The organism is Pantoea ananatis LMG 2665, from assembly GCF_000710035.2.
GTDB lineage: Bacteria > Pseudomonadota > Gammaproteobacteria > Enterobacterales > Enterobacteriaceae > Pantoea > Pantoea ananatis.
In genome coordinates this window covers 399,247-416,842 of sequence record NZ_JMJJ01000004.1, presented here as the reverse complement: position 1 = coordinate 416,842, position 17,596 = coordinate 399,247, and the positions used below count along the sequence as shown (strand labels likewise).

Sequence of the window (17,596 nt, the reverse complement as noted above, 5' to 3'; positions counted from 1 at the left end):
CAAGAGGAAAAATCGCGCTGTCTCCGGCGTTTATTCTGTGTTCACGACCTGTTCGCGCGGTCGAAATATGTGCGTATTTCCCCCGGCGGTGAGCCGTTCACGCAGATGCTGCCCGCCCTGGGCTTCGCTCTGGGCAAATTGCCGTTCCGCTTCGGTTACCGGCGTGGCCCACAGCAGCGTGGGTCTGTCGCCATCCTGCCTCGGCAGCGGGAACTGGGCCTGTTCCGGGGCCAGCTCGTTGGCTAACAGGTAGCTTTCGAATCCCACCGGTGCCACCTCTGAGGCCAGCGTATGGCCTTCACCCAGCCAGGTCAGCCGCGCCCACGGCAAATGGACAAATTCAGCCAGCGCGCTGGCCATCTGGACCGCATTGCTTTCTGTCATGACTTCGCCATCGACCGCCATCGCCAGCTCTGCCCGGCGGTACTGCGGGGCCAGCTCATCGAACAGAAAATCAACCTGCGGCATGGGGCGAATGCTCATGCCCAGGGTCAGAAAGTACCAGATGCCGTTATGGTAGTGCTGAGAGAGCGCCATGGGCGGCCAGTTGCCCTGATCGATCGCGTAGTATTTGACCGACTCGCCAAACTGCGCCTGATAACAGGCCAGCAAGTCCTGTTGCACCTTGTCCCATTGGCTGCCGTCATGCCATTCACGCCAGAACTGGCGCTGCTGTTCGGCAAGGGCATAGTAATGATTGGTCGAGGCTGAACCGAGCGGCGCGGTCAGACGGTTTTTTTTGATACAACCGGCGGAGAAACTGACCTGTTTATCCTGGTAAAGGCTCCAGCCAGGAATCACGGCAAGAAGTTGCCCGTAGTACCACAGTGCCGCTCCCGCATCTCCGGGTTCCCAGAGAATTTGCAGACCTGCGGGATCCAGCGGCGGTTCAGCTTCCAGATTACGGCAGTATTCTGCACTCAGCAGGGGGGCAATGCCCTGTTCCATCGCCTGGTGATCTTCCTGAACCGGCGCAGGGAGCAGGTTTCGTAACCAGCAGCCACGCACCGCAAACTGGCTACGAAACAGATCGGTTGGCCAGATATAGAAATAAGCAGTCCGCGCATCCTGTTCGACAATTGCCGTCAGGGTGCGCTGCTGATTGTGGACTTCAGCAATCAGTGATTGATACGTCATAGCGCCTCGACAGTACTTGAGGAATCCATTTTCCCCGAGGATAGAGCAGGATCACGTCTGCTGCCACGACAGGCAAGGGTAAAACTCTCAAAGTGAATCGATGAAGGCAGAAGGCAGGAACGGAGGATAAACCCGCCTCCCCGAACGGGGAAGCGGTGACATCGACAGGAACCTGCAACCAGGTCCGTCTGAGGTTTACTGATAGGTGAACTGGGTGTTTTGCGTGCGGACTGAGTCCAGACCAATCATGACGTTAAATTTACCCGGTTCGGCAACGTGCTTCATCTGCTGGTTCCAAAACTTCAGCGCATCCACATCAATCTTAAAGGTCACCTGCTGAGATTCACCGGCTTTGAGCATGATGCGCTTGAAGCCATGCAACTCTTTTACCGGACGGCTGATGCTGGCAACGGGATCGTTGAGATAGAGCTGTACCACCGTGGCACCGTCCACTTTGCCGCTGTTCGTTACGGTTACGCTGGCTTCGATACTGCCGTTGTGCGCCATCGTTTCTGATGAAAGCGTGACTGGCGACACGGTGAACGTGGTGTAGCTCAGGCCATAACCAAACGGATAAAGCGGGCCGTTTTCCGCATCGTAGTAGTGCGATGTGTACTTGTTGGGCTTGGCAAAATTGTACGGGCGGCCGGTCGGTAAATGGTTGTAATAGATGGGAATCTGACCCACGGAGCGGGGGAAAGACATCGGCAGTTTACCCGATGGGTTGTAATCGCCAAACAGCACATCCGCGATAGCATTGCCCCCTTCTGTTCCGCTGAACCAGGTTTCCAGCATGGCATCGGCCATTCTGTCTTCATCAACCAGCGTCAATGGGCGACCATTCATCAGCACAATCACCAGCGGCTTGCCTGTCGCTTTCAGCGCGGCTAACAGCTTCTGTTGCGAAGGCGGGATCATCAGATTACTGCGGCTGGACGCCTCGTGCGCCATGCCCTGCGCTTCCCCTACCGCCGCCACGATGACATCGGCCTGCTTCGCTTTCTCGACCGCCTCATCAATCATTGCCTGCGGCGAACGCGGATCGACCGCCACGGCCGGTTCATACATGTTGAGGAAGTCCTGAATGCCTTTGTTATCTGACACGTTCGCGCCTTTGGCGTACAGCAGCGTGGCTTTGCCTTCGGTGGCGTTTTTCATGCCCTGCAGCAGGGAAACCGACTGTTTGGCGACGCCCGCCGCCGACCAGCTGCCCATGACGTCACGCTGGCTGTCGGCAAGCGGTCCAATCAAGGCAATGGTGCCAGATTTCTTCAGCGGTAAGGTATCAAGGCGGTTTTTCAGCAGCACCATACTCTTGCGGGCCACATCGCGGGCTTCCGGGCGGTGTAAACGGCTTTCTGCGTTGGTATCCTTCGGATCGCTCTCTTTCGGGCCAAGATGACTGTAGGGATCGTTAAACAGCCCCATATCGTATTTCACATTGAGCACGTGCCGGGCCGCATCATCGATTTCGGCTTTGCTGACGATGCCGCGCTTCACCAGGTCGGGTAAATACTGGCTGTAGTATTCATCGCTCATACTCATATCTACGCCAGACTTAATGGCAATACGCACGGCATCCTGGGGATCGCTCGCCACACCGTGCTTGATCAGCTCTTTAATCGCCCCGTGATCGCTGATGGTTATTCCTTTGAATTTCCATTCATGACGCAGCAGATCTTTCAGCAGCCAGCTGTCGGCCGTCGCGGGCACGCCATTAATGGAATTCAGCGCGACCATTACGCCGCCGCTGCCGGCATCCAGCGAGGCTTTATACGGCGGCAGGTAGTCCTGGAACATGCGCTGTGGGCTCATATCCACGGTGTTGTAATCGCGTCCGCCTTCCACCGCGCCATAGAGCGCAAAGTGTTTCACGCTGGTCATAATGTTGTAGCGGTCTGCGGGGCTTTTGCCCTGCATCGCCTGCACCATGGTGCGTCCCATGGCAGAGGTTAAATAGGTGTCCTCGCCGAACCCTTCAGACACGCGGCCCCAGCGCGGTTCACGGCTGACGTCGACCATCGGTGCCCAGGTCATATTTAACCCATCGTCCGCCGCTTCATAGGCAGAAATGCGCCCCACTTCATTGACGGCGTCGAGATCCCAGCTGGATGCCAGCGCTAAGGGAATCGGGAAAATCGTTCGCTGCCCGTGTACCACGTCATAGGCAAAAAACAGCGGAATTTTCAGGCGGCTTAGCTGCATCACCTGGTCCTGCATCGCGCGAATATCCTGACGCGTCACGGTATTAAAAATGGCGCCAACCTGACCTTTGTGGATCATCTCACGTACGGCTTCTTTTGGCGTATCCGGGCCCACGCTGATTAAACGTAACTGGCCGATTTTCTCGTCCAGCGTCATTTTTTTCAGCAGGTTGTTCACGTAGGCATCACGCGCCTGTTCGGTCATGGGATGGTGAACGGTGGGCTCCCCGGCAAATGCAGGTTGCAGAGCAAGGGAAACAGCGAGGCTAACAGAGCAAATCCATTTCATCAGGTTGGGTTCTCTTAAGTAACTGCGCAATATCGACTAAATGCAGAATGCCATCTTCAGAGCATAGCATGTCACCTGCGGCTATCACACTGCGCCCGACGCAACTCACGTGCTACAGTAATGACGCATGCATAAGACAAGGGAATTGCCCATGATGACACCTTCTGCCCTGATCGCCGATCTCCGCCGCCAGGTCGGCTCTGGTAACGTACTGACCGAGGCCGCCCATACCGCCCGCTATCGTAAAGGCTTCCGTTCCGGTGAGGGAGACGCGCTGGCGGTCGTCTTTCCTGCGACGCTGCTGGAACTGTGGCGCGTCCTGCAAACGCTGGTGACTGCCGATGCCATTATTCTGATGCAGGCGGCGAACACCGGCCTCACCGAAGGCTCAACGCCGCAGGGTAACGACTACGATCGCCCGCTGGTCATTGTCAGTACCCTGAGGCTGGATAAGCTACAGCTGATCGACAACGGCAAACAGGCGCTGGCCTTTCCGGGGAGTACGCTGTATCAGCTGGAAAAAATCCTCGCGCCGCTGGGCCGCGAGCCGCATTCGGTTATTGGATCATCCTGCATTGGCGCGTCGGTGCTGGGTGGCATCTGCAACAACTCCGGCGGTTCACTGATTAAACGTGGCCCGGCCTACAGTGAGATGGCGTTGTTTGCCCAGATTGATGCCCAGGGACGGCTGAAGTTGGTTAACCACCTTGGTATTGAGCTTGGCACCACGCCAGAAGAGATTCTGGGGCGGCTGGATGATGATCGCTGGCAGCCCGGGGATGTGCTGCATGACGGCCGTCATGCCTCCGATCACGACTACGCCGAACGGGTGCGTGATGTTGATGCGGATACGCCCGCCCGTTTTAACGCCGATGCCCGCCGCCTGTTTGAAGCGTCGGGCTGCGCAGGCAAGCTGGCGGTATTTGCGGTGCGCCTGGATACGTTTGCGCGCGAACCGCAACAGCAAGTGTTTTATATCGGCACCAATGATGCCTCGGTACTGGGTGACCTGCGCTGCCATATGCTGGCGAATTTCAACAATCTGCCCGTGGCCGCGGAATATATGCATCGGGATATCTACGACATCGCCGAAGTCTATGGCAAAGACACCTTCCTGATGATCGACAAGCTTGGCACCGACAAGATGCCGCTGTTTTTCAGTCTCAAGGGCCGGGTCGATGGCTGGTTGAACAAACTGTCGTTTATCAAACCGCATCTGAGCGACCGGCTGCTGCAGCGCGTCAGTCGCCTCTTCCCCGCCCATCTTCCCAAACGCATGAAACAGTATCGTGATAAATACCAACACCATTTAATGCTGAAAATGTCGGGTGATGGCATTGCGGAGGCGCGTGACTATCTGCGTGAGTTTTTTCGTGAGGGCGGCGGCGAGTTTTTTGAATGCGAAGGAAAAGAAGGTGCGCATGCCTTTCTGCATCGCTTTGCGGCCGCGGGCGCGGCGGTGCGCTATCACGCCGTTCATGCGGATGAGGTAGAAGATATTCTGGCGCTGGATATTGCGTTGCGTCGCAATGATAAAGCGTGGTTTGAGAGCCTGCCTGATGAGATTACCCAGTCGATAAGCCATCGCCTTTATTACGGGCACTTCTTCTGCCATGTCTTCCATCAGGATTACATTGTGAAAAAAGGCGTGGATGTTCATGCGCTGAAAGAAAAGATGCTGGCGATTTTGCACAGCCGCGGGGCGGAATATCCGGCAGAGCATAATGTCGGGCATCTGTATCAGGCCCAGCCACAGCTCACCGCGTTTTACCGCAAGCTCGATCCCACCAACAGCTTTAATCCGGGCATCGGTAAAACCAGTAAGCTAAAAGGCTGGGCGGTAAAACAGCCCTGACTGGGCACGTCGCACCTGAACAGAGTAAAACGGGCGGCCAGCGAAAATGACCGCCCGTTTATTTAGCGAGGAGGTTCTTCGGTTACCGCATCAGAAGAAACCAGCTGACGGCGCTCAATAATCATGGTCTGCGGCGTGGACAGCACAATGCCCTCTTTACGCAAGCGGGTCAGAATATCGAACAGTAGATCGCTCTTCGCGCCCGCGATCTGGCGCTGACTGGCAACGTTGCCGGTGACGCTCAGCACGATGCCCTGGGCGGTAAGATCTTTAAAGGATACCGAGGGTTCCGGGTTCTCCAGAATACGCTCGTTTTCCTCATAGACCTTCAGCAAAATCTCCCGCACCTGTACCGGATCGATATCCAACGGAAACGTCAGGCTAATGGTCACCACGCCCTGCGCATTGCCCATTGTCGCATTACGTACGTTCTGAGAGATGAACTGAGAGTTAGGCACGATCACGGTGGATTTATCACCCAGCTGGATTTCCGTTGCGCGCACGTTGATGCGGCGAATATCCCCTTCAACGCCACTGATCGTCACCAAATCCCCGACTTTGACCGGACGTTCAGTCAGCAAAATCAGACCGGAAATAAAGTTTTTAACGATTTCCTGCAGGCCGAAACCGATACCGACCGACAGGGCGCTGACGATCCAGGCCAGCTTGTTCCACTGCAGCCCCATAATCGACAGCGTCAGCAAAATAATCAGGACATAGCCAACGTTGCTGAACAGCGTGACCAGCGACATGCGCATGCCGCTGTCCATGGTGGTCTTCGGCAGGAAATCGGTATCAAGCCAGCGACGTACCGAGCGCAGAATATAGATGCCCACAATCAGGCACAGCAGCGCGTTAACCAAGTGGGCAGGCACAATATTCAGGGATTCAAGGCCCTTACCGCCCCAGAACTCAATCGCCTTTTGCAGCAGCTCAATCGGTGTTGAAGAGGCAAAGGTGCCGTTAAGCAGTGCCAGCGCGACAAACATGATCAGCAAGGTTTTACCGATCGCCGCAAGAATGGTGGCGACCTGCTGCAGATGTCGCTCATCAATGTTTAGCGAGCCCTGAATACGCTTGCCCGTCGTATTATTGACAGAGAAAAGGCTTTCACAGCCGTCGTTAATCAAATGACTGAGTATGTAAAACGAACCAAACAAAATGCCACACCACACCAGCTCGTAGCTTAAAAAACGCGCCAGGGTGACGTAACCAATCACCAGCGAAGCCAGAATCGTCAGCGACGTCAGCGTCAGGGCCATCTGAATCAGCCCGACCAGCGTTGAGCGCGCTTCCGGCGGCGTGCCTTCCTGCGCCAGACGCCGACGAACGCGCTTGGTGCGCATGCTGATTGCCAGCGCCGTGCTGCCGATCAGCAATGCCGTCAGGCCGTTAGCAAAGATACTGGTATTCAGGCTGGTCCCGGCGGTGTAGTTAAAGGACTCTACCGTCTGGAAAATAAACACCAGCAAGGCGGTGATAGGTGGGAAAGGTTTCAGGGCCAGCGCCACCTCGTTCGAGATGGTGGGTAAACGCCAGCTTGGCCGACGCGTGGACAAAAATGCCCGCCCGAGCCCGGCAATCAAACCACAATAAACGCTTAATTCGACCAGACGATAAATAAAGTCCTGCACGTCGCTGGAAACTTCATCGCGGCGGGTAAAGGCCTGGGAAATAAAGGCAAAGGTCAACACCACCGCCACCAGGCTGGTCAGGGCCACGGCCGTCGCCAGAAAGCTGCGGCGCAGGCGTCCTTCCGGCAGTTTATTAATGCTGACCCAGGCTAAAAATTCTTCGCCATAGCGGCGTCCCAACGTCATCACCAGCACGGCGGCCAGCAACCAGCCTAGCGTACCCAGACGCCAGCCTGACTCCCAGGACAGCGCAGCGGTATCTTTCAGCTCGTTTAAGAAATCGCCAATCTTCTCATCGTCAAGATCCTGACTGCTGAATACCGGCGACCAGAAACGTGGCCCTAAAATGCTGCCAGAGTTAAGCGCCAGTTTGTTTTTCAACTGATCGCGACGCAGATTGACGATTTGCGATGACAGCATCAGGGCGCTGTTTTTAATGCCCTCCGCCTGCTTAATCTGATCGTCGAGCTTACTTTTCTGACTTTCCAGCGCGCTACGTTTGCGCGTGACGTCTGCCGTCTCTTTGACGCCGCTTTCCGGTTTGGGGGCTGGGCCAAGCACGGCCAGCTGGGCCTCAAGCTGCTGACGGTCAGGCTGCAACGCCTGGGCCAGCGTATCCGTATTGCCTGACAGCTCCAGCGCCATTTCATTCAGCCGACTCAGCTTATTTTCATCGCTTTCAACGGAAACCTGACTTTTAATTTTGTCGAGGATTTTCTGCATCTTGGGCAGCTCGACCGAGGCGTTCACTTTCGGCTTGTCGTCAGGCTGCTGGGTAGTGGTGGCCTGAGCCGGATCGTCTGCGGCGATGCTCAGGATGGGAACGGCGGTGAACAATGCTAAAAAAATCAGAACAATAAAGGATCGTAACGTGAGCATATGAATGAGATTCCGGCACAGTAATCAGGCGAATCACCCTCGCCATTTGCGGGTAGTTTAAGTTTTCGCCTGGCGTGAAACTATAGGAATACCGATCAATATTGGTCGGGCCGCCCGCGGCAGCCCGACGGGATATTACTCTACTTCAGAACCGCTGGCAGCGTTGCTGGCAACCTGACCTGCTTTCTGTTTTTTATAGGCCAGCGCGGCCGCCGGAACCGGCGCCGCTTTGCCCGTTTCCAGCCAGTCGCGCAGACGGTTAGCATCGGCAAAATGGGTATATTTACCAAATGCATCCAGCACCACCAGTGCCACCGGGCGGTTTTTAATCATGGTACGCATGACCAGGCAATGTCCCGCTTCATCGGTATAGCCCGTTTTGGTCAACTGAATGTGCCAGCCATTCTTATACACCAGATGATTGGTATTGCGGAACGGCAGCGCGTAGCTGGGATGGGTAAATACTGCGGTTTCTTCTTTGGTCGTGCTCAGCTCGCCCAACAGGGGATATTCGCGCGTGGCTTTTAACAGCTTCACCAAATCTTCTGCGCTGGAGACGTTCTGAATGGAGAGACCGGTAGGTTCAACGTAATGGGTATGGTTCATGCCCAGCGCACGCGCCTTAGCATTCATCGCCTTAATAAAGGCGTTATATCCACCGGGATACGCATGGGCCAGGCTGGCCGCCGCGCGGTTTTCAGATGACATCAGCGCCAGCATCAGCATGCTCCGACGGCTTATCTGGCTGTTAAGCTTCACGCGTGAAAACACGCCGCGCATCTCTGGCGTCTGACTGATATCAACCGTGACCATCTCGTTCATCGGCTGATGCGCATCCAGTACCACCATTGCCGTCATCAACTTGGTGATCGAGGCAATCGGCCGCACCCGGTCAGGGTGACTGGAAAATAACGTTTTCCCGCTCGTCAGATCGACGATCAGGGCGCTGCCTGAGGCAATTTGCGGCTGAGCAATGGGCGCCATTTGCGACAGCGTCGTGGTCGCCTGTGCTGGAAGGGAAACAACCTGCCCGGAAACGAGCAGCGCCAGCGTTAACAGTGAAAAGCGAATTTTTGCAGGCATCGTGAAAAAAAGACCCGGTTAAGATTGTGCGCTGTGTAAACACAGGCCGCCGACGACTGAGCAGGCAGAGCGCGGGCTGGCCGCAGCATCATACTCTGAAGCGGTAAAATTATCCTGGTGAGATTGTTTCTGAGCGTTAAAAAGATGTTGCCGCCCTGCAGGCGGCAACAGCACGTTAAAACAGGTGCGGGCCATAGCCCCACAGAATCACGGTTAAGGCCAGCAACACTTCAAATACCAGCACGCCGATGGCCAGAGTGGAACTGGAAAAACGCAGGCTTTCATCCCGGTCAATGTTCAGAAACAGCGGGATGCCCACGTACAGCAGATAGCCGGTATACAGCAGCGCCAGCGCACCCGCTAATACGCACAGCCATACCAGCGGATAAAGTGCCACGAGTCCGCTTAAAAACAGCGGCGTAGCCACATAGCCCGCAAACACCGTACAGCGTTCAACGCCAGGGCGCTGCGGGTAGTCACGCGCCATCCAGTGAATAACGCGTCCCATCACCGCCACGCCGCCCAGAATCAACAGATAAAACAGAATACCCAGGCCCAGTGCTGTCAGGAAATTCAATTGTACATACTGCCCTTCACCCAGATTCCAGCCTGAGTTCGTGGTGCCGATTATGGCGCAAATAACCGGAATGGCTGCCATCAGCAGAACGTGATGAGTGTAATGGTGCGAAACCGTTTCGTTCTCTTGCTTGATATTGCGCATTTCCTGATTAGGATGCGCTAACAAACCCCAGACATGGTTCATACGCTTACTCCTCTGATGCCGTTGGGCTACCCCGTTTTGATGCAGCATCCACGTAAGGGCAGCATTGCTTACAGTATAAACGGCAAGGCAACTTCTGTGGGGCCTGCGCAAAAAAACAGCGAAAAAGATCGCTGATTAACGCTTAAACGGATGGCTTAACGAATCAGGTATAAACTGAAAGAAATTTCTTCACACAGGAAGTGCACCTTGCATTTGGATATCAACGCATTAATTACGCAGTACGGCTATCTTGCACTGTTTATCGGCTGTATTGCCGAAGGGGAAACATTTCTGTTGCTGGGCGGCGTAGCCGCGCATGAAGGATTACTGCATTACGCGGGTGTGGTACTGGCGGCGATGGCAGGCGGCATTCTGGGCGACCAGCTGCTCTTCTGGATTGGCCGGCGCTTTGGTACAGGCATCCTGCGGCGGTTTAAAAAACATCAGGACAAAATTGTTAAAGCTAACCGCCTGATTAAGCGGCGTCCCAGCCTGTTCGTGATCGGCGCGCGCTTTATGTACGGCTTTCGCCTGATTGGTCCCATTATCATTGGGGCAAGCCGCCTCAATCCGCTGAAGTTTCTGGCGCTTAACATCATTGGGGCGGCATTATGGTCACTGCTGTTTGTGACACTCGGCTATTTTGCTGGCGGAATCATTGCCCCCTGGCTGCACAAGCTTGATCAGCACTTTAAACATCTGCTGTGGCTGGCTGCCGCCGTGCTCTTTGCCTTTGGGGTTCGCTGGGCCATTCGCCACTGGAATAACCGCCGGGCCGACGATCAGTAACCCTTGAACTGGGGATTTGCCAGCATAAAGCCGCCATCGATGATAAATGACTGGCCGGTGGTATAGGTGGCCCATTCAGAGCTCAGCCAGGCCACCATGCTGGCAATTTCGTGCGTATCTCCTGGACGACCCGCAGGGATCTCAGGCATTTTGACCTTGTGCGCATCGTCATCGGTCATTTTGTTCATCGGCGTGGCGATCGCGCCTGGCGCCACGGCATTCACCAGAATATTGTGGGGCAGCAAACTCAAGGCCATCGATTTAGTCAGCCCGCCTGCCGCATGTTTGGCCGCGGTGTAGGCAACGGAACCCGGCAGCGGAGTGTGTTCATGCACGGAGGTGATGTTGATGATACGTCCGCCCTGCCCCTGCTTGATCATGTTGCGTGCCGCAACCTGGCCGCAGATAAACACGCCATCCACATCTACGCTAAATGTCTTACGCCAGTCTTCCCAGGTCACGTCCATAAAGTCCGCTTTGAAATTCGCCCCGGCATTGTTGACCAGAACATCAATGCGGCCCAGCTTGTCTATAAGCTGCTGCAGAACCTTGCCCCCTGCGGGCGGATCGGCCAGGTCGAGCTGGATCGTCTCAGCTCGCTGCCCAATCTCCGCCACCCGTTTTGCCGTGCGCTGTGCGCCTTCCTCATCAGACCGCCAGGTGATGCCAATATCAAACCCCTGCTCTGCTAACATTTCAGCACAACGACTGCCAATGCCTGAATCCGACGCGGTAACGATTGCAACTTTTCGTTGTGGTGTAGTCATGACGGTCTCCTCTGGAAGTGTATGAAAAGTATATACCGCAATGAAAATTGTGCCGTTTGCGGACGGCCCGGCGCCCGGATTAACGATCTGTGTCAGAACACAGCGCGATGAAGGCACCTGGCTATAGTTAAGGCTGACACTGACAGGGAGAAACCGATGAGTAAGGTTAAACGTAAGATTGACGACCATGGCGTAATAGGCGATTTACGCACCTGCGCCCTGGTCGCAAACGATGGCACTATCGATTATCTCTGCTGGCCGGAACTGGACAGCCCATCGGTGTTTTCCGCCCTGCTGGACAGCGACGAGGCCGGCCTGTTTTCCCTGGCACCCGACTGGCAAAACGCCCGTCGCCAGCAAATCTATCTGCCTGATACCAACATCCTGCAGACCCGCTGGCTGGCCGAAGAAGGCGTCGCCGAGATCACCGACTACATGCCGATTTGCGACCGGCAGGATAAACTGCCGCGTATCATCCGTCAGGTAAAGATGGTTCGGGGCCGGGCACGCTTTAATATGGTGTGCTCCCCGCGCCATGATTACGCCCGGGCGGACACCCGCGCTGAGGTACAGCGGGGCTGTATTGATTTTCACGCCACCGATCAGCCCTCGCTGCGCCTGGCAGCAACGGTGGTGATGACGCTGGAGGGCAATCACGCCACCGCCAGTTTTGAGCTTAAAGCCGGTGAACATGCCGAATTCGAATTTGGCAGCGTACAGGATGCCCACATCGAAAAGCTGGCCACCGCCAACTGCTTTGAAGAAACGCTGAGCTACTGGCGGGAATGGAGCAGCCGCAGCACCTATCACGGTCGCTGGCAGGAGATGGTACAACGCTCTGCGCTGGTACTTAAGCTGCTGACCTCCTGGCAACACGGCTCCATCGCCGCGGCTGCCACCTTTGGCCTGCCCGAGGAGCTGGGCGGCGAACGCAACTGGGATTACCGCGCTTCGTGGATACGGGATGCCTCATTCAGCATGTACGCCCTGATGCGGCTGGGTTACGTGGACGAAGCCAAGCACTTTACGGAATGGGTCGGTCGCTGTGTAGAAAACAGCCACCATGATGAAATGCGGCTGCAGGTGATGTACCGCCTGGACAGCAGTACGGATCTTCAGGAGATGTCGCTGCTTAACCTCTCTGGCTATGCCAACTCCAGTCCGGTGCGCATTGGCAACGATGCCTGGCGGCAAAAACAGTTAGATATTTATGGCGAACTGATGGATGCCATCTACCTGTCCAACAAATACGGCGAGGCCATTTCTCAGCGGGGCTGGAATCATGTGTCAGAAATGCTGGACTGGCTGTGCGATAACTGGCATCAGCCCGATGCCGGCATCTGGGAAATGCGCGGCGAGCCGGAGCACTTCCTTCACTCACGTTTAATGTGTTGGGTCGCTCTGGATCGGGGCCTGCGGCTGGCAATGAAGCGTTCACTGCCGATGCCTTACGATCGCTGGGACAAAACCCGTCGCGAGATCCGCGATGATATCTGGAAGAATTTCTGGAACAGTGAACGCGGGCATTTTGTTTCGACCCGCCACGGTGAACACCTTGATGCCTCCATGCTGCTGATGCCGCTGGTGCGTTTTGTGGGCGCCACCGATCCGGACTGGATCGCCACGCTGGATGCCATCCAGGTGAACCTGGTGAGCGACGGCATGGTACGTCGTTATAACATTCACGAAACGCCAGCTGATGGGCTAACGGGCGCAGAGGGCTCCTTTGGTGCCTGCTCGTTCTGGTATGTGGAATGTCTGGCGCGTGCCGGACGCATTCGCGAGGCACATTTTGAGTTCGAGAAATTACTGAGCTACGCTAATCCGTTGGGTTTGTATGCGGAAGAGTTTGACAGTCATGGGCAGGCACTGGGAAATACGCCCCAGGCGTTGACGCATCTTGCGTTGATCAGCGCCGCGTTTTTCCTGAACCGTAAGCTAAACGGGGACGTCACGCTTTGGCAGCCATAATGGGCTGTTTTTCGCCCAAATTGGTAAAGAACAAAGGCAGATAACGCAGGCGAGTCAGGTAAAGTATTTTAAAGCGGTTAAAATCCTGATTCACAACATCAGTTTAATGAACATATAATGCGCAGCAGGTCATAGTGACCAGCATGGGTTCGATACATTGACAAGCCTGAAACATGGCGATAAAGACTTGTAAAATATGAAAAAAAGCATTCGCGCGTTCGCTTCACTTGCATTGGCTTTGGCGGCATTCAGTCAGTCAGCCCTTGCTGTTGTTTACCCGTTACCGCCGGCAAACAGCCGTCTGACCGGGCAAAATATTGAAATTACCATTCCCGAGGACAGCAAATTACCTCTGGAAGCTTTTGCAGCTCAGTTCCAAATGGGCCTCAGCAATATGCTGGAAGCCAACCCGGGCGTTGACGTTTATCTGCCAAAACCTGGCAGCAAACTGATTATCCCACAGCAGTTACTGTTACCTGACGCGCCGCGTGAAGGCATTGTGATCAACAGTGCTGAAATGCGTCTTTACTACTATCCGAAAGGCACCAAAACGGTGGTTGTACTGCCTATCGGTATCGGTGAACTGGGTAAAGACACGCCGCTGAACTGGACCACCACTGTTCAGCGTAAAAAAGATGGTCCGACGTGGACGCCAACGAAAGCGATGCACGCGGAGTACGCTTCACGTGGTGAAAACCTGCCTGCCGTCTTCCCGGCCGGTCCGGATAACCCGATGGGGCTGTATGCGCTCTATATCGGTCGTCTGTATGCCATTCACGGCACCAACGCTAACTTCGGTATTGGCCTGCGGGTCAGTCACGGTTGTGTGCGCTTACGTGCCGACGACATCAAATGGCTGTTCGATCATGTGCCGGTTGGCACGCGCGTGCAGTTTATCAACCAGCCGGTGAAAGCCTCGGTTGAGCCAGACGGTTCACGCTGGATGGAAGTGCACAATCCGCTCTCGACCACGGAAGAGCAGTTTAACTCTCGTGAGCTGGTGCCAATTACGCTGACCCAGGCCGTTGGCAAAGTTCTGGTAGACGGCAGCATCAACCAGTCTCAGGTTGATAAAGCGATTCAGAACCGCTCCGGTATGCCCGTGCAGGTTAACGCGCCAGAAAACAACGTGGTGCCCGCGCCTGTTCAGGTAACCGAAGGCGAAGATGCCGAGCCGAAGGAAGAGCCGATGACGCCGGTGATGTCACAGCCAACGAATCCGGTCGCTGTGCAGCCTGAGCCTCAGCAGTCGCAACCGGCAGAACAGCAGCCGCAGGTTCAGCCTTCACAGCCTGTGCAGCCGTCACAGCCTGCGCCAGCAAGCAATGGTAATCTGTAAGGTCTGATCCTTCACTGGGTAAAAAGCCAGCGCCGGTTAACCGGGCTGGCTTTTTTTTTGTGCCCTTTACAGGCTTTGTCACCGGGCGCAGCCTCTACACGCTGGGCCTTCGCAAGGCCAGCCAGCCCGCCAGCAGGGTAAACGCGAGCACGATCAGCACCAGCAGTAAAAACCCGTGCGGATTCGCTGCCAGCGGAATACCGCCTACATTCATGCCAAAAAATCCCGCCACAATATTAATTGGCAGTGCCAGAACGGTTATCACGGTTAACAGGTAGAGCGTGCGGTTACTCTGTTCCATCAGACGCGCTGCAATCTCTTCCTGCAACAGCCGGATGCGCTCCATCAGGCTGGCGAGATCGTTGAGCACCACGCTGAACTCTTCGGTAAACGCCCGCAGCTCGCGGAGCGTGTCGTGGTTGAGCCAGGCCGGAGGTCGGTTGAGCAAGCGAAACAGCGCCGCCGGTTCAGGTGCCAGGAGGCGCTGAATCCGCAACAGCATGCGCCGATAGTGCCCCAGCTCGCTGCGATTAGCTTTAATGGCGGGGCTTAAGAGGCGCTCTTCAATGTTATCGACCACCTGACTGATGCGCCGCACGACCTGTTCCAGTTGCGACTCCTGCTCACCAAGCAGATAAAGCAACAAAGCCTCTGCACTGGGAAAGCTATGCCGGGCTAACCTCTGCTGCATCTTTTCAATCATCACTGACGGGCGATAACGTGCGCTGACCACCAGGTTACGCCGGCACCATATCCACAGCGTCGCATTTTGCGTACTGCGGTTCTCCTGGTTAAGCGTGACGTCGTTGAGTACCGCCAGCAACGCGCTACTTTGCTCCGCCAGCCGGGTTCGCGGCGAGGCCGAGTGAATTTCATCGAAGAAGTCATCATCCACCTGAAAATGACTCTGCACCCAGTGCTGCGCGCGGGCATGGTTCAGATTGATATGCAGCCAGAGAAAGCCGTCATCAGGAAGATGCTCACCGAGTTTAACTGCTTCACGGGCATTCAGGCGAACAGGAAGGGCATCGGGAGAAAAGAGATAACCATGAATGAGTCCTGCCACATCATCATCAAAATCACGTTTTTGTGGGGTAAGAACAACGTCTGTCGCCATGGCTATCCTGTCAGCATCATTAATAAAGAGGTTCAGCCTGCTGAAGTTTTGTTACAGCAAAATGACCTCTCACGGCGCAGATCATTTTTTTGTCACAAAAAGCGGGTATCACACAGCGTGAAACAGATGTAAATCCGCATCTGCATCCGCTATGAGGTTTTGCATGAGCGAAAACAGTTTACCCTCTTCAGGCCCGACTCATGGACGACCCGATTTCAATGGCAAAGGTAGCCGCTTCACAAAACCGATTTTCTTTCTTCTGCTGATCGCCGGTCTGGCCTTTGCCGGATTTAACCTGTTTCATGACGTAGAAAAAACCAACACGCCGGTCACCAGTTACTTACCCTTCTTTTTATTGGGCCTCGCGCTGCTGATTGCGCTGGGCTTTGAGTTTGTAAACGGTTTTCACGATACCGCAAATGCGGTCGCGACGGTCATCTATACACACTCTCTGACGCCCGGTGTTGCCGTGGTCTGGTCGGGATTCTGCAATTTCCTTGGCGTGATGCTCTCCAGCGGTGTGGTGGCGTTTGGGATTATTTCGTTGCTGCCCGTCGAACTGATATTGCAGGCCAGCAGCGGCAACGGTTTTGCCATGATTTATGCCCTGCTCTTCTCGGCCATTATCTGGAACCTGGGCACCTGGTATCTTGGCCTGCCCTCTTCCTCCTCGCACACCTTGATTGGCTCGATCATCGGAGTGGGCGTTGCCAATGCCATGCTGCACGGCCGCAGCGGGCTGAGCGGTGTGGACTGGGAGCAGGCGCTCAAAGTCGGTTATGCCCTTCTGCTGTCGCCGGTGGTGGGGTTTGTCTGCGCCGCCCTGCTACTGTGGACGATGAAGCTGTTTATTCGTAACCGTCAGCTTTATCAGGCCCCGCAGAGCAACGAGCCGCCGCCCGTCTGGATCCGTGGACTGCTGATTCTGACCTGTACCGGCGTCTCTTTTGCCCATGGATCGAATGACGGACAAAAAGGCATGGGGCTCATCATGCTGATCCTGGTCGGCACCATGCCGATCGCCTATGCCCTGAACCGTTCCCTGCCGCCCGATCAGATCCCGCGCGTGGCCGCCCTGACCGACGTCACGGCGCGCCAGCTCCTGCACATTCAGCCTGCCACCACGCCCGCACCGGCCCCACGGGACGTGTTAACCGCGTTTGTCAGCAGCGAAAAAATGAATGCCAACGTGCTGCCGGCCCTGGCGATGACGCTGCACGACGTGGGCGAACAGATCCGCCGCTACGGCTCGATGGAAAATATCCCGGCGCAATCCGTGAGCAACACGCGCAATCAAATGTACCTCGCGTCGGAGTCCATTAAACATTTGCAAAGCGCCCACGTTGCCCTGCCGGACGACACTGAACGCAATTTAACCGCCGTGAAAACCGAGCTGGACAGCGCTACGCGCTTTATTCCTGTCTGGGTGAAGGTGGTCGTGGCGATTGCACTGGGGCTGGGCACAATGGTGGGCTGGCGTCGCATTGTGGTCACCGTGGGGGAACGTATCGGTAAAACCCATCTGACCTATGCGCAGGGTGCCAGCGCCGAACTGGTGGCGATGGTGACCATCGGTGCGGCCGACGCATTCGGTTTGCCTGTGTCCACCACGCACGTTCTCTCCTCCGGTGTGGCAGGCACCATGGCGGCGAACCGATCGGGCCTGCAAATGTCCACGCTGCGGAATCTGGCAGTGGCCTGGATATTGACGCTGCCGGTTTCAGTCTTACTTTCTGCCCTGCTCTACGGGCTGTTTATCCACATCTGAC

At 55.7% G+C, this 17,596-nt stretch carries 12 protein-coding genes; 5 read left to right on the top strand and 7 right to left on the bottom strand.

Annotated features, from left to right (window positions below):
- Positions 1-30: 30 nt before the first annotated feature.
- Entirely contained in the window at positions 31-1,137 is a 1,107-nt protein-coding gene (locus EL29_RS03795; protein ID WP_019106159.1) for a suppressor of fused domain protein, read from the bottom strand.
- 195 nt (positions 1,138-1,332) lie between these two features.
- Positions 1,333-3,630 (bottom strand): beta-glucosidase BglX, encoded by a 2,298-nt coding sequence (gene bglX / locus EL29_RS03790; protein WP_028714964.1) that lies wholly within the window; start codon positions 3,628-3,630, stop codon positions 1,333-1,335.
- 151 nt (positions 3,631-3,781) lie between these two features.
- On the opposite strand from bglX, the gene dld reads away from it, so the two are divergent.
- The gene (gene dld / locus EL29_RS03785) at positions 3,782-5,485 is read left to right on the top strand and encodes a D-lactate dehydrogenase (protein WP_024470902.1); all 1,704 of its coding nucleotides are present in this window, start codon (positions 3,782-3,784) and stop codon (positions 5,483-5,485) included.
- A 62-nt stretch (positions 5,486-5,547) separates the two neighbouring features.
- Here the strand turns inward: dld and EL29_RS03780 are convergent, their stop codons facing one another.
- The 3 genes from EL29_RS03780 to EL29_RS03770 all read right to left on the bottom strand — a co-directional run bounded on the left by EL29_RS03780 (position 5,548) and on the right by EL29_RS03770 (position 9,844).
- Entirely contained in the window at positions 5,548-7,998 is a 2,451-nt protein-coding gene (locus EL29_RS03780) for a DUF3772 domain-containing protein (RefSeq protein WP_024470901.1), read from the bottom strand.
- A gap of 135 nt (positions 7,999-8,133) precedes the next feature.
- The gene (pbpG, locus tag EL29_RS03775) at positions 8,134-9,081 is read right to left on the bottom strand and encodes a D-alanyl-D-alanine endopeptidase (RefSeq protein WP_014593242.1); all 948 of its coding nucleotides are present in this window, start codon (positions 9,079-9,081) and stop codon (positions 8,134-8,136) included.
- Between the two features lie 175 nt (positions 9,082-9,256).
- Positions 9,257-9,844, bottom strand: coding sequence for a Yip1 family protein (locus EL29_RS03770; RefSeq protein WP_013025130.1), 588 nt, complete (start codon positions 9,842-9,844; stop codon positions 9,257-9,259).
- A gap of 207 nt (positions 9,845-10,051) precedes the next feature.
- Between EL29_RS03770 and EL29_RS03765 the strand changes: the two genes are divergently transcribed.
- Positions 10,052-10,633 (top strand): DedA family protein, encoded by a 582-nt coding sequence (locus tag EL29_RS03765; protein WP_014593240.1) that lies wholly within the window; start codon positions 10,052-10,054, stop codon positions 10,631-10,633.
- Here EL29_RS03765 and EL29_RS03760 read toward each other — a convergent pair.
- On the bottom strand, positions 10,627-11,400 hold the full coding sequence (locus EL29_RS03760; RefSeq protein ID WP_022623669.1) for an SDR family oxidoreductase: 774 nt from the start codon (positions 11,398-11,400) through the stop codon (positions 10,627-10,629). The two genes, EL29_RS03765 and EL29_RS03760, sit on opposite strands and share 7 nt — an antisense overlap.
- A gap of 156 nt (positions 11,401-11,556) precedes the next feature.
- Between EL29_RS03760 and EL29_RS03755 the strand changes: the two genes are divergently transcribed.
- Together EL29_RS03755 and EL29_RS03750 are read left to right on the top strand one after the other, a co-directional pair.
- A complete protein-coding gene (locus EL29_RS03755) occupies positions 11,557-13,371 on the top strand; it encodes a glycoside hydrolase family 15 protein (protein WP_028714963.1) in 1,815 nt (604 codons plus the stop codon).
- 196 nt (positions 13,372-13,567) lie between these two features.
- Positions 13,568-14,710, top strand: coding sequence for a L,D-transpeptidase family protein (locus EL29_RS03750; RefSeq protein WP_014593237.1), 1,143 nt, complete (start codon positions 13,568-13,570; stop codon positions 14,708-14,710).
- A 94-nt stretch (positions 14,711-14,804) separates the two neighbouring features.
- Here the strand turns inward: EL29_RS03750 and EL29_RS03745 are convergent, their stop codons facing one another.
- Positions 14,805-15,827 (bottom strand): transporter, encoded by a 1,023-nt coding sequence (locus tag EL29_RS03745; protein WP_014606263.1) that lies wholly within the window; start codon positions 15,825-15,827, stop codon positions 14,805-14,807.
- Positions 15,828-15,990: 163 nt separating this feature from the next.
- Between EL29_RS03745 and EL29_RS03740 the strand changes: the two genes are divergently transcribed.
- Positions 15,991-17,595 carry an inorganic phosphate transporter gene (locus EL29_RS03740; protein ID WP_014606264.1) on the top strand — a complete coding sequence of 535 codons (1,605 nt, stop codon included), beginning with the start codon at positions 15,991-15,993 and terminating at the stop codon, positions 17,593-17,595.
- The last annotated feature ends 1 nt before the right edge of the window (position 17,596 follow it).